Source organism: Castellaniella sp. GW247-6E4, assembly GCF_040276065.1.
Classification (GTDB): domain Bacteria; phylum Pseudomonadota; class Gammaproteobacteria; order Burkholderiales; family Burkholderiaceae_B; genus Castellaniella.
The window spans coordinates 141,578-164,806 of the sequence record NZ_JBELOI010000001.1 but is presented as its reverse complement, the minus strand read 5'-3'; the positions used below and the strand labels follow the sequence as shown (position 1 = coordinate 164,806).

Below are 23,229 nucleotides of genomic sequence, written 5' to 3'. Positions count from 1 at the left end.
GAGGTCAGAGTGTGGAGGATTCATCGCCGCCCGCGGCGGTCTCGTCCGTCATGGCGTCCGATGCCGCCTTGCTGGTCAGCGCGCTGCGCTGGCAGTGAAAGCCCAGCAGAAATTCGCCGCTCAAGGGCTCGTCGTTGAATGCCTGGGGATCGAACAAATCGCAGATCTCATGGATCTCGCGCTCACGCGCCCCGAGAAAGCGGGGTGCGCGCGCCATCAGGCGGCGGCGATATGGCGCCAACTGTTCGCTGTCCAGCCGCCTCCAGGTCGCCAGCGGATGGTTGGCGAACTGAGCCATGTAGCGGGCCGCATTGGTTTCGCGGCGCTCGCCCCCAAGGCCCAGAGCGAAATTTTCCAGGTTGTCGGCAACGGCCAGTAGCCGGCCAAACAGGTAGTCCCGGCTGTCCCGGGTACGATCCAAGGCCATGGTGTAGTTCCTCTCCAGATGAGTGCCCTTGTACAGGGCGCAGGCAATGCCCAAAGTCCTTTCCCACTCCCACCAGTCCAGCCCCACGCGATTGGCGGCGCGCTGGCACGCCCTCAGCACTAGATCCCGGGGGAAGAGGGTTCCGTCCACGATACAGGGCAGGAGGCGCGCTCGCGTGGTTGATTCCAGCTTGTCATCAACGCGCGCACCGTAAGCGGCTTGGGCGATATCAATGGGCGCGGGCGCACCCACGAAGCGTTGAGCCCTGCCGTAATGCTGCGGCCAGGCGAACGCCAGGTACCAGTCTTCCAGCCGCTGCAGGAATTCGGACCCTGGCAAGCGGCGGTGATAGACGATCGCCATGCGCCCCGGCGTCGCGGAATCCAGCGCCATGACGTTCACGCCCTCGGCGTCGCTGAGCCGGGCCCGATAGCCCTCCAGCGCGTGGCGCAGGCGCTGGGCATAGGCCTCGCCCACGTCCGCATCATCGGTGGGCGCATCGTCGAGATCGTCGCCAAACAGGCTATGGCTGCCGGCATCCGGATTGGGCACGAGAATGGTGTGCTGTGCCCAGCTGATGATCACCAGATCACCACGGCGGGAGCCGCGACGCTCAATCAGCCAGCGCAGGGCGTTATGGGCCTTCTGGGTGACTTCGAACCCGACACTGGCGGCCTGGCCGGCCTCCAGAAACCGGCCCCGGAAAGTGAAGCCGCTGGTATCGTTGCTGGAAATCAGCTTGGCTTTGTCGGCCGCATGGCGCAACTTGGCCGGATGCTGCTCGGCCAGAGTTGCTTCAATGCCCTGCACCATGCAAAAGCCCGTCTCGGTCTGCAAGCCGGCATAATGCGCCACCCAGGCGTCAATCAGTGCGTCATCCTCCCAGCAGCCGTGCTGCAGGCCGCCGGTATCCACGCGCCAGCGCACCACGGCATCCTGCGGCCGCCCACTGGCTGGCAAAACCTTGAAAATCTCCGGCATGTCTTCCTTGGCGCCTTGCCACTCGCCCAGCAAGCGGCCCTGCGGATCCACGGGCAGCACACCGGCGGCCACCAAGTCGGCTACCACCCTGCCCCGCTGGACATAGGCCAGAATCGCACGCAGCTTAGGATGCGTGTGCTCCGATGCCACCCAGCCAGACAGCAACTGAACATACAGGCGGTGCGGCTCTTCGGGGTCGCGCGCAAAGCCCGAGGTGGCAATCCCGCCATACGCGGAAAAGTCCGCTGCCACGTATTGCAGCTTGTCGCAGAGCGGATGCGCCGTGGGCCTGCTGCCGGCGCGCCCGCCCGAGGCCTCGGTACAGGGAATCAGGGTCGCGGCCCTTTCCCTGGGAACGAGCTCTGCGCGCAGCCAGTTCCCCTCGTCATCCAGCACGATCTCCACATGCGCCTGTTGGCTGGTATGCGCAATCGGTTGCGGACGATCCGCTCCCCGTTCGTGGGTACGCTCATAGACGTCGTACAGTTCGCTCAACCAGCTCATGCAGGCACCCCAGCACTGCCGGACTCGTCCGCCACGGCTTTGAGGTTGCCGCCCAACCCGAAGGCCTTGGATGTCATGGCTCGAATGAACTTACGGTCGGTGCAGGCTTCGGGCCGGGGAAAAGCCAGCCGCCCATCGCGCAGCACGGGCCGCCAGAAGCGCGCGTACAGATTCGGGCATCCGGTTTCATCGGGATAGTCGAATCCATGGAACATGAGTCCGAAGCCAAGTTCCCCGTCATCATCCAGGTCCCCGGCACCGGAGCCAAATTCACAAGGCTCGACATACGCCTGGCAATCGCGAGTCCCCAGGAAAACGTCCTGGCGCCCACCGCGCTCGAGCATGCGCTGGGCCATGGCATAGTGCTTTCCGTCGACCCGGTCCCCCGCGAGCTCGGGCCTGTGCTCGTTCCATTCGAAATGCGCTCGCACCTGATATTCGATGTCCGTCAGATAGGTGTACAGGGCCAGGGTATTGCCCCCGCCATATTCCAGCGGCTTGACGCCCTTGGCCTGTGTGCGAACGCGCCGCAGCACGCGCAGCTCGTCGATCAGCCAGACCAATGTGGGCTTCCAGTAAATAGACTTGACGATACCCTTCAGCGCCTCGTAGGTGGGAATATGATAGGAACACTTTTCCCCACCGACGCGGGTCAGGGGATCGGTGAATAGCGCATATTTTCCCCAGACCCGGAATTCGATCGTGTTTTTACTCACCATATCTGCACCTCCTGCGGCCCGACGGTCTCCACCGCCAGGCCAAAATTTGCATCGTAGAACTGTGCATCCAGGCAATACAGGCTGCTGTCGCCCAGCAGGGTCACCGCCCGCTGCGCCTGCAGCTTGCGCAACACTTGAGGGTAGAGATTGACCGTGTACTGCTGCGCCTGGCGCATCAAGACGATCGCTGCGGCCGGATCCCGAGGCCCGGCCCCGTGTCCATCGAACTGCGCAAAGAGATCCAGCACCAGCCGCCGGCCCGCATCCCCATACGGCACGATCACGGACTCGGTCTGCGCGTCGATTGCGCGAAATTCACGCGCGGCGGACTGGAACGCCTGGCGGATCTCGTGGGGGGGCTGTCCCGCGTGCTGGCGGCGATATGTCTTGCACGCACTTGGCTGGTCCGCCAGTAAGTCCAGCAGCGTAGCGCCATAGAATCGTGTACACGGCAGCGGATAGTCCATATCCGATTGGCGCTGGAAAAAATAATGCCGGTAGTAGTCATGCATTGCCTGGCGCCCCAGGAGGTCATCGTCATATTGGCCAGGATCCCGGCGGAAGCGATCCAGGATCGCCTGGGCTTGGTCCCTGCCTACCGCAATATCGGGCAACATGGACAGGTTTTCGTCCACGGGATTGACGATATACACTAGGCCGGGGCTGGGGCCACCATGGCGATTGCAGCGGCCCGCCGCCTGGGCGATCGAGTCCAGCCCCGCCAGGAAGCGCACCACGGTGCGGAAGCTGACATCGACCCCCGCCTCGATCAATTGCGTGCTGATGCACAACACCCGCTGATGCGCTGCCAAACGGACCTTCACGGCCTCCAGAACCGCACGGCGGTGTGCCGGGCACATGTCGGTGCTCAGGTGGAAGATTTCATCTGATGCCAATTGCGCGGCGGCGCGCTGATACAGGTCCCGCGCCCAGCGCTTGGTATTGACGACTACCAGGCAATCACCCCGCGTGTCGACCGACTCGACTGCAAGGGCCGTCAACTCATCGGCGTTCCAGGCGGGGGACTTGCGCCGGTCCCGCACCTTCACCCGCTGCAGTGCCTGAAACAGGTCATCGGCGTCGGGCATCAGCTCGGCCCGAGGCGCCAGGGCCAATGCCCCTTTGCGCGCATCCACCTGATGCAGCAAGGGCTGCGTGGCCGTGCACAACACCACCGTGCTGTGCGTCATCTGGATCAGAAAGTTGATGGCATGGTTGAACACATGGACGCAGCGGATCGGCAGCGTCTGGATCTCGTCGAACACCAGGACGGCATTGGCCATCTGATGCATGCGACGCACCCCCCGTGTCCCCGCGCCGAACAACACGTCCAGGAATTGCACCAGCGTCGTGAAGACCACCGGCGCATCCCAGTCGTCACACAGCAGCTTGTCGGCGTAGGTCTGCCGCTCGGCGCCGAGGTTGCTGTGATGCTCCAGCACGATGCGGCGCCCCCCGCCAATCGGTTCGCCCGATTCCAGGACCTCGCGCACGACTTCCGCATTCTGCTCGATGATGGAAATGAACGGCGTCACGTAGATGATGCGGTCATGGCGGTGCAGCGCGGCGTGATGCAGCGCAAAGCGCAAGCTGGCCAGGGTCTTGCCGCCACCTGTGGGCACGCTTAGCGTGTAGGCCCCGGTTGGACGCGACGCGGCCTCGCGGCAAGCGTCGGAGATCGAACGGCGCAGGCCATCGATCGGATGGCGGCTGGGAAAGGCCGCCAGATGCTGCTCCAGGCGATCGATCAACTGTGGCCAGTGGCGGTACGGCCCGCCTTGCCGCCATCGGACACCCGCGGGATCGCAAAAGTGGGCGGTGTCGATCCGGTCACCTGCCACGAGGCAGCTGAAGAGCAGGCGCACGGCCAGCCCCAGGCGCATGCGGCGGGCTCGCTCGCCCTCGCCCCGGCCTCCCACGGTGCAAATGTTCTCGATGAACTGTTCGACTTCGGCTTTCAGGGCGGGAGACCCGGCCAGGCGCTCGATACGAGTCCGGATCTTCACATCCGCAGCGCTCCAGGCCTCGACTCCATGCGTATCGGAATCGTCCTTACTAAGACGAAGGGAAAGCTGGTCCGTCCCCTCGGGGCTGAGGCAATCGATCAAGCCCGAGTGATGCGAAGCCACACATAAAGCAAGACATTGCGCAGCAAAACCCAGCACCGGATCCCCTGCTGCGGTCAATGTCCACCAGACCCACTGAGCACCTGCCGTGGAGTGATCGACAGATCCCCGGTGGCCCGATCCTGGCACTTTGTCTTCATCAGGATCACCCGAGCCAACGGCCGACGCCAGATAGTGTTGAAACGCCCAGCTGTATTTGCCGAGGTCATGAAGCAGCCCCATCAACTTACCCATGCTAGCCAGGCCGATCTTCCGAGCGAAGCGCCGGGTCAAAATCCCCGTACCGCGCAAATGCTGTTCCAAGGTGTGCCACTGCTGATCAGATGGGCGATAGTGAGCAACCGCTACGCACGAATCGGCCACCATCCGCTTATTTGGCTGCAATAAGGAAAGACACCCTTCATCAGATACATTGCCTTGCTGGTCCATACACAGCCTATTGACCCATCCTAATAAAACAAGCGATCGATCTAGCCATATAATTTATTAAAGTTCTCTGGTTTTGCTCTTGAGTACTCTCTCACTGTACCCCTGACAATGAGCGCAACGTAATGCGGAATTTCCCTTACCGCCCCGGAAGCGCTGATTTCTGATGACCCCAAGCAACCGAAAAACATGTCAGTATGAAAAATAAGACACGCCATAGCTCCTACCCCGTCAAAATCAGTGAAAATAGCCTCTCGCAGCGCAGGGTAATAGCAAGCTCACGCGGCGTGGATTGAAACTCTGGATTTGCTCTTCGGAGTAATGATTGCGGCACCCGACACCGGGTGCCGCAATACGCAAAGCTCAAAGCAATCCGGCATGACGATCTAGGGCGTGGTACAGAATGGCAAGCTGTTTGATCGAGAGCAACGGGTACTGCCAGATGCGGTGAATGAGTAGATCAGCCTAGTGGGAACAGAGGTGACTCTGACCGGGGCTCAATAATTCCCCCTCATACCCCCGCCTCCACCACGAACGATAATACCCCTCTGCCCCTCCCAACCCAAGCGGATCAATTACCCAGCATGTCCACCCCCGACCTCTCCAATCACACCCCCATGATGCAGCAATATTTAACGCTGAAGGCCCAGGCGGGCTCGCATCTGCTGTTCTACCGCATGGGCGATTTCTACGAGATGTTCTACGAGGACGCTGAACGCGGGGCGCGGCTGCTCAATCTCACACTGACCAAGCGCGGCACCTCGAACGGCGCACCCATTCCGATGGCAGGCGTGCCTTTCCACGCCATGGAGGGCTATCTGGCGCGCCTGGTGGCGCTGGGCGAATCGATTGCGATCTGCGAGCAGATCGGCGATCCCGCCACTAGCAAGGGTCCGGTCGAGCGCCAGATCGTGCGCGTGGTGACGCCGGGCACGCTGACCGACGACGCGCTGCTGCCCGCCAAATCCGACCGCATCATCGCCGCCCTGGTGGCGGGCCAGGGGCGCCAGCGCGATGTCCTCGGGCTGGCGTGGATGAACCTGGCAAACGGGGAGTTCAAGGTCTGCGAATGCGCGCCGGCCATGCTCGATACCGAACTGGGGCGCATTGCGCCGGCGGAGCTGCTGTGCGTGGAGCGCGCCGAGGTGCCCGCCGAGGCCGCCGGGATGACGGTCAGCCGTGCACCGGACTGGCATTTCGAACTGGACGGCGCGCGTGAAACACTGTTGACGCATTTCGGCGTGGATATCCTGGGCGGGTTCGGCCTCGACCCCCTGCCTCTGGCCACGCGCGCGGCGGGCGCGCTGCTGCGCTATGTGGGCGCCACGCAGGCGCAGGCGCTCAACCACGTGCAGACGCTGTCGGTGGATGCGGGCGGGGATTACGTCGTGCTGGACCCAGCAACCCGCCGCAATCTCGAGCTGACCGAGTCGCTGGGCGACGGCGAGGGCCCGACGCTGTTCTCCACGCTCGACCACTGCCGCACCCCGATGGGCAGCCGTCAGTTGCGCCGCTGGCTGCAGGCGCCGCTGCGCGACAATCCCAAGGCGCAGGCCCGCCAGGATGCCATCACCTGCCTGCTCGCCGCGCGCGGCGGAGACGCCGCAACCGCGCTGCGCGAACTGTCGCAGGCCCTGAACGAGCTGCCCGATCTCGAGCGCATGGCGACGCGCCTGGCGCTGCGCACGATCCGGCCGCGCGAGCTTGCGGGCCTGCGCGAAGCCCTGTGCCGCCTGCCCGCGATCATGGCGCTCGCCGAGGAGCGCTTCGAGGCTGGCGGCATGCTGCTGGAGGATGTGCGCGGCATTCCGGTCGACGCGGCGCTGCACGCCCTGCTCTCGCGGGCAATCGCCGCCGAGCCTGCCCTGATGATCCGCGAGGGCGGCGTGATCGCCGACGGCTACGACGAGGAGCTGGACGCGCTGCGAAAACTCGCCGGCGACAACGGCGAGTTCCTCCTCGAGATCGAGGCGCGCGAGCGCGAACGCACCGGCATCGCCAACCTGCGAGTCGAGTACAACCGCGTCCACGGCTTCTATATCGAGGTCTCGCGCGGCCAGGCCGACAAGGTCCCGACGGACTACCGGCGCCGCCAGACGCTGAAGAACGCCGAGCGCTACATCACGCCCGAGCTCAAGACCTGGGAGGACAAGATCCTGTCCGCGCGCGAGCGCGGCCTGGCCCGCGAAAAACTCCTGTTCGAAGAAATCCTCGATCAAGCGGCTGCGCACGCCGCAGCCCTCGCGCGCAGCGCGGCGGCCCTCGCGCGGATCGACGCGCTTGCCGGCTTGGCGCGGCATGCCCTGGACAACGGCTGGGCGGCGCCGGTGCTGTGCGAGGACTCCCGGATACTGATCGAGGCCGGCCGCCATCCGGTGGTCGAGAATCGGATCGAGGTCTTTACGCCCAACGATTGCGCCATCGACGCCGAGCGGCGCATGTTGCTGATCACCGGCCCCAATATGGGCGGAAAATCGACCTATATGCGCCAGGTGGCCCTGATTGCGCTGCTGGCGCGCATGGGCAGCTATGTGCCCGCGCGCGCCGCCACCGTCGGCCCGATCGACCGGATCTTTACCCGCATCGGCGCAGCCGACGATCTGGCGGGCGGGCGCTCGACCTTCATGATGGAGATGATGGAAGCCGGCGCCATCCTGGCCGCGAGCACGCCGCACAGCCTGGTGTTGATGGACGAGATCGGGCGCGGCACCTCGACCTATGACGGCCTGGCGCTGGCCTGGGCCATCGCCCACCGGATGCTGACCCACAACCGCGCTCTGGTGCTGTTCGCCACGCATTATTTCGAGATGACGCGCCTGCCGGAAAAAACCCATGGCGCGGCCAACGTGCACTTGGCCGCGGCCGACTCGGCGGACGGCGTGGTGTTCCTGCATGAGGTGCGCAATGGGCCGGCCAGCCAGAGCTACGGCCTGCATGTGGCCCAGCGTGCGGGGATCCCGCAAGTCGTCATCCGCCACGCGCGGCGCGAGCTGGCCGAGCTCGAGGCGCGCAATCGCGCCGAGTCGCAACTCGCTCTCTTTATCCAAGAGACCGAGGACGAGGACCAGGCGCCCGATGCGCCGCTCAAGGCGGCCCTGCAGGCGCTGGATCCCGACACACTCAGTCCGCGCGAGGCGCTGGACCTGCTCTACCAGCTTCGGCGCGACTTCCTGTGAGGCCCTCATGACGACGGACGCTATCGACATCGACCAACCCATGGCCCTGCTGGGCGGGCTCACGCCGCAGGCATTCATGCGGGATTACTGGCAACGCAAGCCTCTGCTGATCCCCCAGGCCATCCCCGGTTTCACGCCATCGCTGTCGATCGCCGACATCAAGACCCTGGCCCGGCGCGAGGAAGCCGAATCCCGCCTGGTCACGCACGGCGAACGGGGCTGGACGATGAAGCGCGGCCCCTTCAAGCGCCTGCCCGCCGCCTCGCAGCCGAACTGGACCCTGCTGGTGCAGGGCGTGGATCTGCACGATGACGCCACCGCCGAGCTGATGCGCCGGTTCCGCTTCATTTCCGATGCGCGCCTGGACGATGCCATGATCAGCATCGCCACCGATGGTGGCGGCGTGGGGCCGCACGACGACAGCTATGACGTGTTTCTGCTGCAGGCGCACGGCCGGCGGCGATGGCGCGTCAGCCAGCAGGCCGACCGCGCGCTGGTGCCCGGCCTGCCCTTGAAAATCCTCGATGATTTCCGGCCAGAGCAGGAATTCACCCTCGAGCCCGGCGACATGCTGTACCTGCCGCCGCACGCGTGCCACGACGGAGTGGCCATCGGCGATTGCATGACGATCTCTATCGGTTTCCGCGTCCCCAGCCGCGCCGTCCTGGCGCGCGGCCTGCTCGAGGCGGCGGCCGACCAGGTCTCTGCGCAATTCCTCGACGACCCTGGCCTCTACGGCCAGCCCTGCCTGCCGGGCGCAGACCTCTCGGGCCTGTACGAGGACGCTGGCACCTCGGCCACCCGCCAGCCGGCCGCCTTGCCCGAAGCCCTGATCGCCAGCACGCTGGACACCCTGCGCCAGGTCCGGCTGGATCAGGCGGTGGCGGCCCGCTTTCTGGGCCAGTGGCTGACCAACCTGCCCGACAGCGCACTGTTCGATCCGGCCGATGAGGCCATCTTGCTGGCGGAATCGGTACCGGTGGACGGGCGGCTGGTGCTGGACCGCTGCACGCGGCTCATGTACGGGGGCGGCCAATTGTTCATCAACGGCGAGGTTGCGCCGGCCGCCATGCAGGCGACCCTCGAAACGCTGGCCGACCGGCGCTGGCTGCCGGCCGAGGCGGTGCGCACGCTGCCGCCGGACGCCCTGTCCATGCTGGACGAATGGCTGGAGGAGGGCTGGGCGCATTGGCGGGACTGAGCCCGCCGGCCACCGCGTGCATCCAGACCCGAGAGCTGCCCGCAACGCCTCGCACCGAAACGTCGCCGAAGCCCCTCCTGCCGGGCACCCCTAATGCAGCGCCTGGGAAAAATCCTTGCCGAAGGCCTGCTCCAGCGTCTGTACCCGACCCAGCAACCGGCAGTCGTAGCCCACCAGATCCTTGACGTAGGACTGGTACACGGTGCCGTTCATCAAGTCGAGCAGGCGCTGCAGGGAATGGCTGCCCACCAGATCCTTGTTGATCCCGAAGAAGTACCGTTCCTTGGCCAAGGGGACGAAGGACAAGCCGCAGCGCCAGGCCGCCGTCTCTACACCGATGCCGGTGTCGGCCATGCCGCTGGCGATATGGGCGGCGATGGCCATGTGCGTGAACTCGCTGGTATCGAAACCCCGCACATCGTTCGGGTCGATGTCCAGTTCCTCAAGCATCAGATGCACCAGAAAACGCGTGCTCGATCCGAGTTGACGATTGACGAAGCGCACGTCGGACCGCACGAGATCGGCGACCGAGCGGATGTTCTTTGGATTGCCAGGCTGCACGAACAGGCCGGTGTTGCGCTCGGCCAGATGCAGCAGCAGCATGCGATCGGGATCGAGCCAGCGAGCATATCGCTGGAGTATGGGTTCCTCGTAGGCGGCGCCCGGCACCTGAAAGCCCGCGAGATCGCATTCGCGGCTGTCCAGCGAGGCCAGCGCCTCGATTCCCGTGCGATAGCGCAGATCGAGCGGCATCATGCCCTGGCCGTTGGCCAGCCGCATCAGGCCCTCGACGGCAAAGCCGTGACTCGCGTGCAGCCTCAGCACCGAGAGCTCTTCGGAGTAGAGTCGCTGCAGCTCGTCCCGGAGCTCGGAGGCGATGCTCTCGAAGGTCGGCGCGAGGCGTGCGTCGATGCGGCGGTTGGCCCACAGCAAGTGCTGGGCGAAGCTCGTCAGGCGCGAGCCGCGCCGCCGCGAGGTTTCGATCAAGGCCGTCTGGAACTCTCCCTCGGCCTTGCGCAGGATGCCCCAAGCGTGGCGGTATGACATGCCCCGCGCCCGGCAGGCACCGGCGATGTGGCCGCATTCGTCCACCGCGGCGAGCAGCCTCAGCACCTCGCCCATAGCGAGGACCTCGCCGCTCTGCTTTTCCAGCAGCCACTCGGAGCGGATTTTCGGCTTGAATCGATAAACGGCCACGCCGCCTCCAAAAAACCAATAATAGGATGTAAATTACATATAAGAGAATACCCACCCTTATATATGCACTTTTTATCTTATTGAATCCAAACCGTTTTCAATAGTAGAGTAGCTCTACAATACGTACGGTATTAAGTAATATAGAGCATATTTAGGCACACCGGCCGCCGGCCGAGCGCCAGGAGACGGCCCGATGGATGCACCTCGCAACGCGGCTGCGGCTCAGCCGCAGGACCCTACCCACATCGTGCGCGACATTTTGCTGCGGCACGCCGGGCAAGAAGGCTCGTTGCTGCCCATCCTGCATGATGTCCAGGACGCGATCGGCCATATCTCCGACCAGACCGTCGTCCAGATCGCCGAGGCGATCCAGCGATCCCGCGCCGAGGTCCATGGGGTCGTCCAGTTCTATAGTCATTTCCGCCGCGAGGCGCCCGCGCCGGTGCGCCTCGAGGTCTGTCGCGCCGAATCCTGTCAGGCCTGCGGCGGGCAGGCCTTGTACGACCATGCCCGCTCGCGGCTGGACGCGGGCGCGGCGGACACGGTTTCGCTGGATCCGGTCTATTGCCTCGGACTGTGCGCCCAATCGCCCGCCGTCATGATCAATGGCCGGCCCCACGCCCGCATGACTCCAGAGAAACTCGACGCCCTGCTGGCACAGTCTCCGGAGGCCTGACATGACGACGCTATACATCCCCCTGGACACATCGGCCATCGCCATGGGGGCCGATGCGCTCGCCGATGCCTTTCACGACGAGGCGGCCCGACGCGGGATCGAGCTGCGCATCGTACGCAACGGCTCTCGCGGCATGCACTGGCTTGAGCCCCTGGTCGAGGTCCAGACGCCCGCGGGGCGCGTGGCCTACGGCCCAGTGAGCCTGGCCGACGTGCCCTCGGTGCTAGAGGCCGCTCATGGAAACGGCGGTCAACACCCCTTGTGCCACGGACCGACCGAGGACATCCCTTTTCTGCACCGCCAAGAGCGCCTGACCTTCGCCCGGGTGGGCGTGATCGACCCTCTCGACCTCGCCGACTACGAGGCGCACGAAGGCTTCAGTGGCTTGCGCAAGGCACTGGCCATGGCCCCCGCCGACATCGTGTCCGAGGTCACCGATTCCGGCCTGCGGGGCCGGGGCGGTGCCGCCTTCCCCACCGGCATCAAGTGGCGCACCGTGCTGGACACACCGGCGCCGCGCAAGTTCATCGTCTGCAATGCCGACGAAGGGGACTCCGGCACATTCTCCGACCGCATGCTGATGGAGGGCGACCCCCTGTCGCTGATCGAGGGGATGGCGATCGCGGGGATCGCGGTGGGCGCGACCCGCGGCTATCTCTACGTGCGCTCAGAGTATCCCCAGGCCGAGGCCGTGCTGTCCCGCGCCCTGGCGCTGGCCCGCGAGGCCGGCTGGCTGGGCGAGGACATCCAGGGCTCGGGCCAGTCCTTCGATATCGAACTGCGCCGCGGCGCGGGTGCCTATATCTGCGGCGAGGAAACCGCTCTGCTGGAAAGTCTGGAGGGGCGCCGCGGCATGGTGCGCGCCAAGCCGCCGCTGCCCGCCATACGGGGGCTGTTCGGATGCCCGACCGTCATCAATAACGTCATTTCCCTCGCCACGATACCCGTCATCCTGGCCCGGGGCGCCGATCATTACCGCGATTTCGGCATGGGCAAGTCCCGGGGCACCCTGCCCTTCCAGATCGCCGGCAACATCCGCCAAGGTGGCCTGGTGGAAAAGGCCTTCGGCACGACCCTGCGGGAACTGCTGATCGACTACGGCGGCGGCAGCGCATCGGGCCGGCCGTTGCGCGCGGTGCAGGTGGGCGGGCCGCTGGGCGCCTATCTGCCCGAGTCCCAATGGGATACGCCGCTCGACTACGAGGCTTTCATGGGGATTTCCGCCATGCTCGGGCACGGCGGAATCGTGGCTTTCGACGATACCGTCGACATGGCGGCCATGGCCGAGTACGCGATGGAATTCTGTGCCATCGAATCCTGCGGCAAGTGCACGCCCTGCCGCATCGGTTCAGTGCGAGGCACCGAGGTCATTCAGAAAATCCGCCGCAACGAGGCGCGCGAGGACCAGGCCGGGCTGCTGCGCGAGCTGTGCGACACCATGCTCGCCGGATCGCTGTGCGCGCTGGGCGGCATGACGCCCTACCCGGTGCTGTCGGCCCTGGAACACTTCCCCGAGGACTTCGGCCTCGCCCGCGCCCCCACCGCCCCGCAAACTGCCTAGGAGCCCGCCATGCTGGAAACCGTCGTCAAACGCGACCGCGACCTGGGAACCCCCGAATCCCTCTCGACCGAGCTCGTCCAGCTCACCATTGACGGTGCCGCCGTCACCGTCCCGGCGGGCACCTCGGTGATGCGCGCCGCGGCGCTCTCCGGCATCAATATCCCCAAGCTGTGCGCCTCCGACAACCTCGAGGCCTTCGGCTCCTGTCGCCTGTGCCTGGTCCAGATCGAGGGCCGGCGCGGCTATCCGGCCTCCTGTACCACGCCGGTCGAGGAAGGCATGGTGGTGACGACGGAAACCACCAAGCTCCACGAGCTGCGCCGCAACGTCATGGAACTCTACATTTCCGACCACCCCCTGGACTGCCTGACCTGTCCGGCCAACGGCGATTGCGAATTGCAGGACATGGCCGGCGTGGTGGGCCTGCGCAATGTCCGCTACGGCTTCGAGGGCGCCAATCACCTCAACGATGGCCCGGACACCTCGAACCCCTACTTCACCTACGACCCCTCGAAATGCATCGTCTGCAGCCGCTGCGTGCGGGCCTGCGACGACGTCCAGGGCACCTACGCGCTGACGATTGACGGCCGGGGCTTCGACTCACGCATCATCGCGGGCCAGAACGACGGTTTCCTCGACAGCGATTGCGTCTCTTGCGGCGCCTGCGTTCAGGCCTGCCCGACCTCGTCGCTGACCGAAAACACGGTCATCGAGCTGGGCCAGGCCGAGCACGCCGTGATCACCACCTGTGCCTATTGCGGCGTGGGCTGCGGCTTCAAGGCCGAAATGAAGGGCGAGCAGGTCATCCGCATGACCCCCTGGAAGGACGGCAAGGCCAATCGCGGGCACTCCTGCGTCAAGGGCCGCTTCGCATGGGGCTATGCCACCCACGCCGACCGCCTGACCAAGCCCATGATCCGGGAAAAGATCACCGATCCCTGGCGCGAGGTCTCCTGGGACGAAGCCATCGGACACGCCGCCTCCGAGCTGCGGCGCATCCAGGCCAAGTACGGCGTGGACTCGATCGGCGGCATCACTTCGTCGCGCTGCACGAACGAGGAAACCTACCTGGTGCAAAAACTCGTGCGCGCGGCCATGGGCAACAACAACGTCGATACCTGCGGACGCGTATGCCACTCGCCCACCGGCTACGGCCTCAAAACCACGATTGGGGAATCCGCCGGCACACAGACCTTCGACTCGGTGATGCACATGGACGTGGCCATCGTCCTGGGCGCGAACCCCAGCGCGGCCCACCCGGTCTTCGCCTCGCGGCTCAAGCGCCGCCTGCGCGAGGGCGCGCGCCTGATCGTGATCGATCCGCGCCGCATCGAGCTGGTCGACGGGCCCCACGTCAAGGCCGACTATCACCTGCCCGTGCGCCCCGGCACCAATGTCGCCGTCCTCAACGCCCTGGCCCACGTCATCGTCACTGAGGATCTGGTCGACCACGCCTTCGTCCGGGCGCGCTGCGAGCCCGAGGCCTTCGAGCAGTGGATGCAATTCGTCAGCCTCCCGGAAAACGCCCCCGAGGCCACCGAATCGATCACCGGTGTGCCGGCCGCCGACCTGCGCGGCGCGGCGCGCCTGTATGCCACCGGCGGCAACGCCGCCATCTACTATGGCCTGGGCGTCACCGAGCACAGCCAGGGCTCCACCGCGATCATGGCGATCGCCAACCTCGCGATGGTCACCGGCAACATCGGCCGCGAAGGGGTGGGCATCAACCCCCTGCGCGGCCAGAACAACGTCCAGGGCTCCTGCGACATGGGCTCGTTCCCGCACGAGTTCCCCGGCTACCGCCATGTCTCGGACGACAAGGTTCGCGGTCAGTTCGAAACCGCCTGGGGCGTGACCCTGCAGCCCGAGCCGGGCCTGCGCCTGCCGAACATGTTCGACGCCGCGCACAGCGGCTCGTTCAAGGGCCTGTACTGCCAGGGCGAGGACGTCGCTCAATCCGACCCCAACACCCAGCACGTCGCCGGCGCCCTCGAGGCCATGGAGTGCGTGATCGTGCAGGACATGTTCCTCAACGAGACCGCCAAGTACGCCCACGTGTTCCTGCCGGGCTCGTCCTTCCTGGAAAAGGACGGGACCTTCACCAACGCCGAGCGGCGCATCTCGCGCGTGCGGCAGGTCATGCGGCCCCAGGCGGGCCTGGCCGACTGGGAGGTCACCTGCGCCCTGTCCAACGCCATGGGCTATCCGATGGACTACGCCCATCCCGGCGAGATCCTGGACGAAATCGCACGTCTGACACCCACGTTCTCGGGGGTGTCCTTCGGCCGCATCGCGGCGCTGGGCGGCAGCGTCCAGTGGCCCTGCAACGACGAGGCGCCCGAGGGCACGCCCATCATGCACGTGGATGAGTTCGTGCGCGGCAAGGGCCGCTTCATGATTACCAGCTACGTGCCCACCGAAGAGCGTTCCACCCGAAAATTCCCGCTGCTCATGACTACCGGCCGCATCCTGGCGCAGTACAACGCCGGGGTGCAGACCCGGCGCACCGCCAACAACGCCTGGCACAGCGAGGACGTACTCGAAATTCATCCGCACGACGCCGAGGACCGAGGGATCGTCGAGGGCGACCGGGTCTCCATCCAAAGCCGGGCGGGAGAGACCGTACTCAAAGCCACGGTCACCGACCGCATCCAACCCGGCGTGGTCTACACGACCTTCCACTTTCCGGAATGCGGCTCGAACGTCCTGACGACGGACAACACCGACTGGGCCACCGATTGCCCCGAGTACAAGGTGACCGCCGTCCAGGTCCGCAAGGTGACCGCCCCTTCCCCGTGGCAGCAAGACTGGGAGGCTTTCGAACAAAAGCAGGACCGGCTGCTGCGCGACCGGGCGGAGGCGCCCGCCGCCTTGCAGCCATAGCCCGGGGCCCGTCCATGCATCCGGCCGACTACGACCCCCTGTCCGCGCACCCCGAAAGCGCAGCCGGCCACTCGGTCGCCCAGGTGCTGCGCGCGGACGCCGCCGGCGCCCGCGCCGGGCAGGACGCCATCGCCCGCGAACAGGCGGTCGCCCTGGAATACAATGGCATCGCCCATGCCGCGCTGCTCGCCTCGCCGCTGCACATCGAGGAGCTCGCGCTGGGGTTTTCCTTTACCGAGGGCATCATCGAATCGGCGGACGAGCTGCGGGACATCACCGTCCGCGTCACGCCTGAGGGCGTGGTGGCCGACATGCGGATCGCCGCGGCCCGACTGCATGCGCTCAAGCTGCGCCACCGAAAACTCGCCGGCAGCACGGGTTGCGGCCTGTGCGGCGTCGAGAGCCTGGCGCAGATCCGCCGCGACCTGGCGCCCTTGTCCGCACCCGAACGGCCTTGGCCGGCCCGCGCCATCGAACAGGCGCTGGGCGAGCTGCACCGGCGCCAGCCTCTGCACAACCTCACGGGCGCAACCCACGCAGCGGCCTGGGCCGATGCACAAGGCCAACTCATCTGGCTGTACGAGGACGTCGGACGGCATAATGCGCTCGACAAGCTCATCGGCCGGCTGCTGCGCGAGCCGGTGGACCGCGGCCTGGGCTTCGTCGTGGTCTCGAGCCGCGCAAGCTTCGAGATGGTGCAAAAAACTCACTCGGCCGGCATCCGCGCGCTGGTCGCGGTCTCGGCCCCTACCTCAATGGCGATTCAACTCGCCGACGAGGCGCGGATGATGCTGGCCGGCTTCGCCCGCGAAAATAGATACACAATATATACGCATCCGGAATATCTGCGCCTGGACGGGGACGCTTCATGACCAATATCGAACATCTCATCCGCCTGGCCAATCGCATCGGCCATTTCTTCGAGGCCATGCCGGACAGGGCCGAGGGCGTCGACGGCATCGCCGATCACATCCGCCGGTACTGGGAACCACGCATGCGCCGCGCCCTGCTCGACTACCTCGCGGCACACCCCGAGGGGCGTTCGGGCGAGGCCATGCTGAGCGAGATCTGCCAAGAGGCCATCGCCCTGCACCACACGCGCCTGTACCCGCAAGCCCGGCCAGCCTGAGCCGGGGGCGGACCCTTCCAACGTATCATCGGACGAGCCCCCGCACCGGCCTCTCTAGCGGGTCTCGTTCAAGTGCTTTGAGAGCACCGTGATGATGCGCTGCGCGGTGGCGTCGGTCTTGGGCTGGCCCGCGTCATCGAGCACCGACACCGCAGTGCCGCCGCCGTCCTGCGCGACGTGGACGCGCAGCTTCAGCGGCTCGGCGGTGTTGCGCGATCCGAACAGGCGACCGAACATGTTTTGCTGCTCGATCTTTTCGCCCGTGTCTGTATCCAGGTAGCGGATGTAGTAGTCGCCCTGGGCGCGGTTGCGGTCCTCGACGGTGAAGCGCGCCGAGTCGATGGCCACGCCCACGCGCCGCCAGGCCCGGTCGAAGGGTTCGTTCAAGCGCAGCGAGGCCGCGCCGGCCCCGATCTGGGCCAGGGCCATCGCGCTGTTGTCCTTTTCGGCGGCGCTGAGCTTGGCCTGGGCCTGCTGCTCGCTGGTGCCCAGATACACCATCAGGCGCGCCAGCATGGCGGCGTTGAGACCCGGGTCCTCCTTGCCGTATAGCCACTTGAAGGCCGCGCCGTCATTGGTGGGCGTTTCCTCCATGTGCTGGTGGCTGATATAGATTTCGGTCTTGCCGTTGGCGCGTTCCATGCGGGTCGTGAAGCGATCACGCTCGCCGCTGTCGAACACCTGATCAATGACATTGCCCAGGGCGCTGCGTAGCCAGCCCTCGGGAATCTTGGCGCGGTTTTCCGCCCAGTCGGTCTGTATGAGCCCCGCGCGCGGATCCTGGGACTGAATCGTGAAGCCCTGCTCGCCCCAGAACTCGATCACCCTGGGGAACAGCGTCTCGGCCGCCTGGTCGACGACCAGCCAGCGCAGCGTACCATCGCGCATGACCTGAATGCCGGATTGCTGTGGCAGGACCCGGTCGGCCGGCGAGAGATCCGCCTGGGCCTGGCGGCTGGCGGCGTAATCGCTCAGGCGGGCCGTGCCTTCGGGCGCCTGATAATGGGGGCTCTGGTTGGCTTTGGTCAGATCCGGCGGAATGACCAGCGGATCGCCCGAGACCGTGCTCTTGTACTCGATCGACTCGGTTGCTCCGGTCAGTTGCCCGAACGACGAGCAACCGGCCAGCGTCAGCAGGCTCAGGGCGAGTGCCGTCGGGACCCATGGGGTCGGCTTGCGTTTAATTTTCATTCAGAGTGAACCTGCGTCAGTCAGGGCTTGGCGCACGGCGGCGCGATACTGGGAGTCCAGAGGCGTCAAGGGCAGGCGGCAGCCGAGCGGGATCAGGCCCATTTCGGCCACCGCCCACTTGACGGGGATGGGATTGGCTTCGAGGAACAGCACGTGGTTGAGCTCGCTCAGCCGCGCATTGAGGCGGCGCGTCTCGGGCACATCCCCGCGCAGCGCGGCGGCGCACATCTCGTGCATGAGGCGCGGGGCGACGTTGGCGGTCACCGAGATGTTGCCGCGCCCACCCAGCAGGATGAGGGCGGCCGCGGTCGGATCGTCGCCGCTGATCACATGGAAATCCGCAGGGGCCGCCGCGATGAGCCGCGCGCCCCGGGCGATATTTCCGGTGGCGTCCTTGACGCCGATGATGCCGGGCACCTGGGCGAGCCTGAGGATGGTGTCGTTGCTCATGTCGGCCACCGTCCGGCCCGGGACGTTGTACAGGATGCACGGCAGGTCAACCGCCTCGGCCACGCTGCGGAAATGCCGGTACAGGCCTTCCTGGGTAGGCTTGTTGTAATACGGCACCACCGAGAGGCCGGCCGCCGCCCCGGAGGCCTTTGCATGGCGCGAGAGCTCGATCGCCTCGGCGGTGGAGTTGCCCCCGGTGCCGGCGATCACGGGAATCCTGCCGGCGGCATGGCGCACCGCGAGCGCAATCAGCTCGGCCTGCTCGTCGACCGTCACGGTGGGCGATTCGCCCGAGGTCCCGACCACCACCAGGGCGTCGGTGCCTTGTTCGACGTGCCAGTCGATGAGTTTTCGGAAGGCATCGAGGTCCAGTCGCCCGTCGGGGTGCATGGGCGTCACGAGAGCGACCATGCTGCCCTGGAAAGTGGGGGTGGATGAATCCGAGCTGGCCATGATGAGCGCTGCCTCCTGAGCATCTGGGGATACGAGGCCCCGATTATAAAGCCGCCAGTGTACCGGATGAAGTCCCCAGGCTCACAAGAACGCGTTGACAATTAATTGCCCAAAGGCCAATAGCGGCCGCAGGATCACCCACAGGGCGCCGGTGAACATCAGCACGACCAATATCAGCAGGCCGTAGGGTTCGATCCGCGAATACTGCCAGGCCAGGCGCGGCGGCAGCAGGCTGAAGACGATGCGGCCGCCGTCCAGGGGCGGCAGCGGCACCAGGTTCAGGGCCATCAGAATCAGATTGACCTGCACGCCGGCGATGGCCATGCGGACCCAGAAATCGCCCTGGCCGGCGACCATCCCCGTCTCTGCCAGCAGGCGCAGGGAGATGGCCCAGAGGATGGCCATGACCAGGTTCGAGGCGGGGCCGGCAAGAGCCACCCAGAGCATGTCGCGCTTGGGGTGGCGCAGGCGGCCCCAATCCACGGGCACTGGCTTGGCCCAGCCAAACAGCAGGCCGCCGCCACCCATGAGCTTGGAGGCGAACAGCAACACGACGGGCACGACGATCGTGCCCATCGGGTCGACGTGCCTCAAGGGATTGAGGCTGATCCGCCCGGCCTGCCAGGCCGTCGGATCGCCAAACATGCGCGCCACATAGCCGTGCGCCGCCTCGTGCAGGGTGATGCCGAACAGGACCGGCAAGGCGTAGACGGCGATTGTCTGGATCAGGGATTCCATGATGCTCCATGCGAAACAGCCGCCGGAACCCGATCCGCCAGCCCTGAATTCACGAATGTCAAGCCAGGCCCAGGGCCGCTGGATCGCCGCGCCCCCGACGCACCACCTCGGGAGCGGCGCCGGTCAGATCGATGACCGTGGTCGCCTCGAAGGCGCACGGCCCGCCATCGACGACGGCGGCGAGCTGGTGCTCGTAGCGGGCGAAGATTTCCTGCGCGTCGTTCAAGGGGAGATCCTCGTCCTGGGGAATCAAGGTCGTGGACATGAGCGGCGAGCCGGCCGCCTCGATCAGCGCCAGCGCGACGCGATGGTCCGGTACCCGGATGCCGATGGTCTTGCGCGAAGGATGGGATACCCGGCGAGGCACCTCGCGCGAGGCCTCGAGGATGAAGGTCCAGGGGCCTGGTGTGGCCATTTTCAGCAAGCGGTACTGGGTATTGTCGACGCGCGCGAAATGGCTGATCTCGGCCAGGTCGCGGCACAGCAGCGTCAGATGGTGGCGATCATCGAGGCCGCGCAACCGGCGCAGGCCATCGGCGGCCGCCTTGTCGTCCAGCCGCGCCACCACGGCATAGCTGGAGTCGGTCGGCACGGCCACCAGGCCGCCCTCGGCAAGGAGCTCGCCCGCCTGCCGCAGCAGCCGGGATTGCGGGTTCTCGGGGTGTACGACGAATATTTGTGCCATGAGCGGATTCCTGTGTGGCTGGCGCCGAGACCCGCCAGCGGGGCGCGGCACCCGGTTTGCGGAAATCCCGGCATCGCCCGCGCGGCGATGGGATCAACCATAACATGACGGAAAACCCGCCGGCGATCAAGAGCCGCTCCGGATCATACAAAATCGCCCGGGTTCATGCTAGAATCCTCGTTCTTTCGGTCTTACGGGGTGCTGTCCTCGTTTTTCCGAGCCGGCGGTGACCGTAGCTCAGTTGGTAGAGTCCCGGATTGTGATTCCGGTTGTCGTGGGTTCGAGCCCCATCGGTCACCCCAATAAATTCAATGGTTTTCATATCGCCAGCCCGGATCCCCGCCATTGTGGATCCCGGCGCCCTGGCGACAGAGGCCGGTCCGGCCTCGCAAGCGTGGACGGCCCCGCTTGATGCGCGAGTTCGCGGTGACGGCACCGCCACCCGACCTCCCATGCAGATCCACAAACGCAGCCCCTCGGAACGCCTCCTTCACGCCCTGCTGTTCGAAATCCTCGCCATCCTGATCTCGGCGCCGCTCGCGGCCTGGATCACGGGCGAATCGATATTCGACATGGGTGTGCTGACCGCCGTCATCGCCACCATGGCGGTGTTCTGGAACATGCTCTACAACTGGCTCTTTGACCGCCTGCAGGCCCGGTTGAGGTTCGAGCGCGGCTATCTGGTGCGCATCGCGCACTCCTTCGGCTTCGAGTTCGGCCTGATCCTCATCGCCATTCCCTTTGTGGCCTGGTGGCTCGAAGTCTCGATCTGGCACGCATTGGCGCTGGACATCGGCTTCGTGCTGTTCTACCTGCCCTATGGCTTCCTGTTCAATCTGGGCTACGACAAGATTCGGCAAAATTTAATGCGGGCCGGGTAAACTGCGGGAATCCCGAAGGCCGCGCCGTAGGCCCTCACAGCACCGAAGGATCGCCATGAAGGAAACGCCACCCGCCCTCGACTGGTCCGCGGCCCCAGAGGGCTGGGACTGGGCCGCCCAGGACGCGGACGGTCGCTGGTTCTGGTATCGGACGCGCCCCGTCCCCGGCATCGGCGGTGGCGTCTGGCGGGCGCACTCGAGCGCGCAGACCCTTGCCTGCCAGGGTGCGCCGAACGCCGACTGGTTCGATACCCTGCGCGAGCGACCCCGCTCGCCGCGGGACGCCGCCTGAACGCCGCGATGGACACGCTGACCGCCTTCCTTGCCGACTACTGGCCGCACATCACCGCACTGGCGTCCCTGGGCATCGGCGCCGTGGCGGCGATCCACGCCGCCATGAACAAATCCGACGTGCGCGCCGCCATCGCCTGGGTCGGAGTGATCCTGATGTCGCCGCTCATCGGGCCCTTCCTCTACCTCGTGGCGGGCATCAACCGCATCCGCCATGACCAGCTCTCGACGCAGCGCAGCCGCAGCATCAAGGACTACGTCAATCACGCGCGCGAACCCTTTACTGGTGTGGGTGCGCTCGCCGGCCCGCAATTCGCCTCGCTGCGCGTGCTCGGCGACCGCATCAGCCGCTTCCCCCTGCACGATGGCAACCGGATCACGCTGCTGGACGGCGGCGACGAGGCATACCCGGCGATGATCGAAGCCATCGAGGGCGCGCAGCACAGCATCGCCCTCCAGACCTATATCTTCGATCACGACCGCATCGGCCTGCGTTTCGTCCAGGCGCTCGAGGCCGCCCGCCGGCGCGGGGTGAGGATCCGGGTCCTGATCGACGCCATCGGCTCCAAGTACTCACACCCGCCGATCATCCGTCTGCTGCTGCGCAGCGGCATCCGCGCCGAGCTGTTCATGAGCAACCCCCTGGGCCTGCGCATGCCCTATGCCAATCTGCGCAGTCACCGCAAGATCCTGTTCGTGGACGGGCACCTGGGCTTCACGGGCGGCATGAACATCCGCGAGGGCTTCATGTCGTCGCTCGCGGGCAGCCACATGTCGCACGACACGCACTTTCGCATCGAGGGTCCGGTCGCCACCCAGTTGTTCGCCGTCTTCGCCAATGATTGGGAATTCACCACGCGCGAACGCCTGCCCATCGAGGAGTGGTGCGTGATCGCCCCGCAAGCGCCGATGCCGCACGTGCCGGCCCGCTGCGTGCGCTCGAGCCCCGATCGCTTTATCGCCGCCACCCACAACGTCCTGCTCGGCGCCCTCGCCGTCGCCCAGCGCCACGTCCGCATCCAGTCCCCCTATTTCCTGCCCGACCAGACCCTGATGGGGGCGCTCAATACCGCGGCGCGGCGCGGCATCCAGGTCGATATCGTCATTCCGGGCCGCAACAACCTGCGCCTGGTGAACTACGCCATGACCGCGCAGCTCGATCAAGTGCTCGCGGGCGGATGCCGCATCTGGCGCTGCCGCTCGAACTTCAACCACTCCAAGCTCCTGACCATCGACGGCGGCTGGTCCTACGTCGGATCCTCGAACCTCGATCCCCGCAGCCTGCGCCTGAACTTCGAACTCGATCTGGAGATCTACGATCCGCACCTGGCCGGCCAGATCGAGGCGCGCATCGACCGCGAAATCGCCAACGCCGAGGCGGTCACCCGCGAGTCGCTGGCGGCGATCCCCTTCCTCAAGCAGCTGCGCAACCGCGTCATCTGGCTCGCCAGCCCCTACCTCTGAGGGCGCTTGGCCCGCCGACGGCGGGCGTATGATGGACGCTATTCCATCCACCGCAAGACAGGAGCCCTCC

The 23,229-nt window shown here is 65.9% G+C and carries 18 protein-coding genes and 1 tRNA gene; 11 read left to right on the top strand and 8 right to left on the bottom strand.

Annotation, left to right across the window (positions count from 1 at the left end; translation table 11 throughout):
• Positions 1-4 precede the first annotated feature (4 nt).
• From cas8c to ABS761_RS00725, 3 genes are read right to left on the bottom strand one after another with little or no spacing between them, the layout of a single operon-like run.
• Positions 5-1,912 (bottom strand): type I-C CRISPR-associated protein Cas8c/Csd1, encoded by a 1,908-nt coding sequence (cas8c, locus tag ABS761_RS00735; RefSeq protein ID WP_350405997.1) that lies wholly within the window; start codon positions 1,910-1,912, stop codon positions 5-7.
• Positions 1,909-2,631: a type I-C CRISPR-associated protein Cas5c gene (cas5c, locus tag ABS761_RS00730; protein WP_350405995.1), complete on the bottom strand. Its 723-nt coding sequence runs from the start codon at positions 2,629-2,631 to the stop codon at positions 1,909-1,911. Before cas5c ends, cas8c begins: the two co-directional genes overlap by 4 nt.
• Complete coding sequence (locus ABS761_RS00725) at positions 2,625-5,123, bottom strand: CRISPR-associated endonuclease Cas3'' (protein WP_502881353.1); 2,499 nt, start codon at positions 5,121-5,123, stop codon at positions 2,625-2,627. Before ABS761_RS00725 ends, cas5c begins: the two co-directional genes overlap by 7 nt.
• Before the next feature lie 644 nt (positions 5,124-5,767).
• On the opposite strand from ABS761_RS00725, the gene mutS reads away from it, so the two are divergent.
• A complete protein-coding gene (gene mutS / locus ABS761_RS00720) occupies positions 5,768-8,359 on the top strand; it encodes a DNA mismatch repair protein MutS (RefSeq protein WP_350405993.1) in 2,592 nt (863 codons plus the stop codon).
• A gap of 7 nt (positions 8,360-8,366) precedes the next feature.
• Complete coding sequence (locus ABS761_RS00715) at positions 8,367-9,560, top strand: JmjC domain-containing protein (protein WP_350405991.1); 1,194 nt, start codon at positions 8,367-8,369, stop codon at positions 9,558-9,560.
• 90 nt (positions 9,561-9,650) lie between these two features.
• Here ABS761_RS00715 and ABS761_RS00710 read toward each other — a convergent pair whose 3' ends face one another.
• Positions 9,651-10,757 carry a substrate-binding domain-containing protein gene (locus ABS761_RS00710; protein ID WP_350405990.1) on the bottom strand — a complete coding sequence of 369 codons (1,107 nt, stop codon included), beginning with the start codon at positions 10,755-10,757 and terminating at the stop codon, positions 9,651-9,653.
• Positions 10,758-10,950: 193 nt separating this feature from the next.
• On the opposite strand from ABS761_RS00710, the gene ABS761_RS00705 reads away from it, so the two are divergent.
• Genes ABS761_RS00705 through ABS761_RS00685 form a run of 5 tightly spaced genes read left to right on the top strand, consistent with a single transcriptional unit; the run spans position 10,951 to position 17,006 of the window.
• Positions 10,951-11,433: an NAD(P)H-dependent oxidoreductase subunit E gene (locus ABS761_RS00705; RefSeq protein WP_350405988.1), complete on the top strand. Its 483-nt coding sequence runs from the start codon at positions 10,951-10,953 to the stop codon at positions 11,431-11,433.
• Position 11,434: 1 nt separating this feature from the next.
• Positions 11,435-12,994, top strand: a complete 1,560-nt coding sequence (locus ABS761_RS00700) for a formate dehydrogenase beta subunit (protein ID WP_350405987.1) — start codon at positions 11,435-11,437, stop codon at positions 12,992-12,994.
• Positions 12,995-13,003: 9 nt separating this feature from the next.
• A complete protein-coding gene (gene fdhF / locus ABS761_RS00695) occupies positions 13,004-15,877 on the top strand; it encodes a formate dehydrogenase subunit alpha (RefSeq protein WP_350405986.1) in 2,874 nt (957 codons plus the stop codon).
• 14 nt (positions 15,878-15,891) lie between these two features.
• Positions 15,892-16,749 (top strand): formate dehydrogenase accessory sulfurtransferase FdhD, encoded by an 858-nt coding sequence (fdhD, locus tag ABS761_RS00690; protein ID WP_350405985.1) that lies wholly within the window; start codon positions 15,892-15,894, stop codon positions 16,747-16,749.
• Positions 16,746-17,006, top strand: coding sequence for a formate dehydrogenase subunit delta (locus ABS761_RS00685; protein WP_350405983.1), 261 nt, complete (start codon positions 16,746-16,748; stop codon positions 17,004-17,006). Before fdhD ends, ABS761_RS00685 begins: the two co-directional genes overlap by 4 nt.
• A gap of 54 nt (positions 17,007-17,060) precedes the next feature.
• On the opposite strand, the gene bamC is transcribed toward ABS761_RS00685, so the two are convergent.
• The 4 genes from bamC to ABS761_RS00665 form a co-directional block, all read right to left on the bottom strand.
• Entirely contained in the window at positions 17,061-18,197 is a 1,137-nt protein-coding gene (bamC, locus tag ABS761_RS00680) for an NlpB/DapX family lipoprotein (RefSeq protein ID WP_350405981.1), read from the bottom strand.
• Positions 18,198-19,100, bottom strand: a complete 903-nt coding sequence (gene dapA / locus ABS761_RS00675; protein ID WP_350405979.1) for a 4-hydroxy-tetrahydrodipicolinate synthase — start codon at positions 19,098-19,100, stop codon at positions 18,198-18,200.
• An 81-nt stretch (positions 19,101-19,181) separates the two neighbouring features.
• Positions 19,182-19,838: a site-2 protease family protein gene (locus ABS761_RS00670; RefSeq protein ID WP_350405977.1), complete on the bottom strand. Its 657-nt coding sequence runs from the start codon at positions 19,836-19,838 to the stop codon at positions 19,182-19,184.
• Positions 19,839-19,896: 58 nt separating this feature from the next.
• Positions 19,897-20,523, bottom strand: a complete 627-nt coding sequence (locus ABS761_RS00665) for an L-threonylcarbamoyladenylate synthase (RefSeq protein WP_350405976.1) — start codon at positions 20,521-20,523, stop codon at positions 19,897-19,899.
• A 226-nt stretch (positions 20,524-20,749) separates the two neighbouring features.
• Here ABS761_RS00665 and ABS761_RS00660 point away from each other — a divergent pair.
• The 4 genes from ABS761_RS00660 to ABS761_RS00645 all read left to right on the top strand — a co-directional run bounded on the left by ABS761_RS00660 (position 20,750) and on the right by ABS761_RS00645 (position 23,159).
• Positions 20,750-20,825: transfer RNA gene (locus ABS761_RS00660), tRNA-His, on the top strand.
• 150 nt (positions 20,826-20,975) lie between these two features.
• On the top strand, positions 20,976-21,404 hold the full coding sequence (locus tag ABS761_RS00655; protein ID WP_350405974.1) for a multidrug/biocide efflux PACE transporter: 429 nt from the start codon (positions 20,976-20,978) through the stop codon (positions 21,402-21,404).
• A gap of 55 nt (positions 21,405-21,459) precedes the next feature.
• Positions 21,460-21,696 carry a hypothetical protein gene (locus ABS761_RS00650; protein WP_350405973.1) on the top strand — a complete coding sequence of 79 codons (237 nt, stop codon included), beginning with the start codon at positions 21,460-21,462 and terminating at the stop codon, positions 21,694-21,696.
• A gap of 8 nt (positions 21,697-21,704) precedes the next feature.
• Positions 21,705-23,159: a phospholipase D-like domain-containing protein gene (locus tag ABS761_RS00645; protein ID WP_350405971.1), complete on the top strand. Its 1,455-nt coding sequence runs from the start codon at positions 21,705-21,707 to the stop codon at positions 23,157-23,159.
• Positions 23,160-23,229 lie beyond the last annotated feature (70 nt).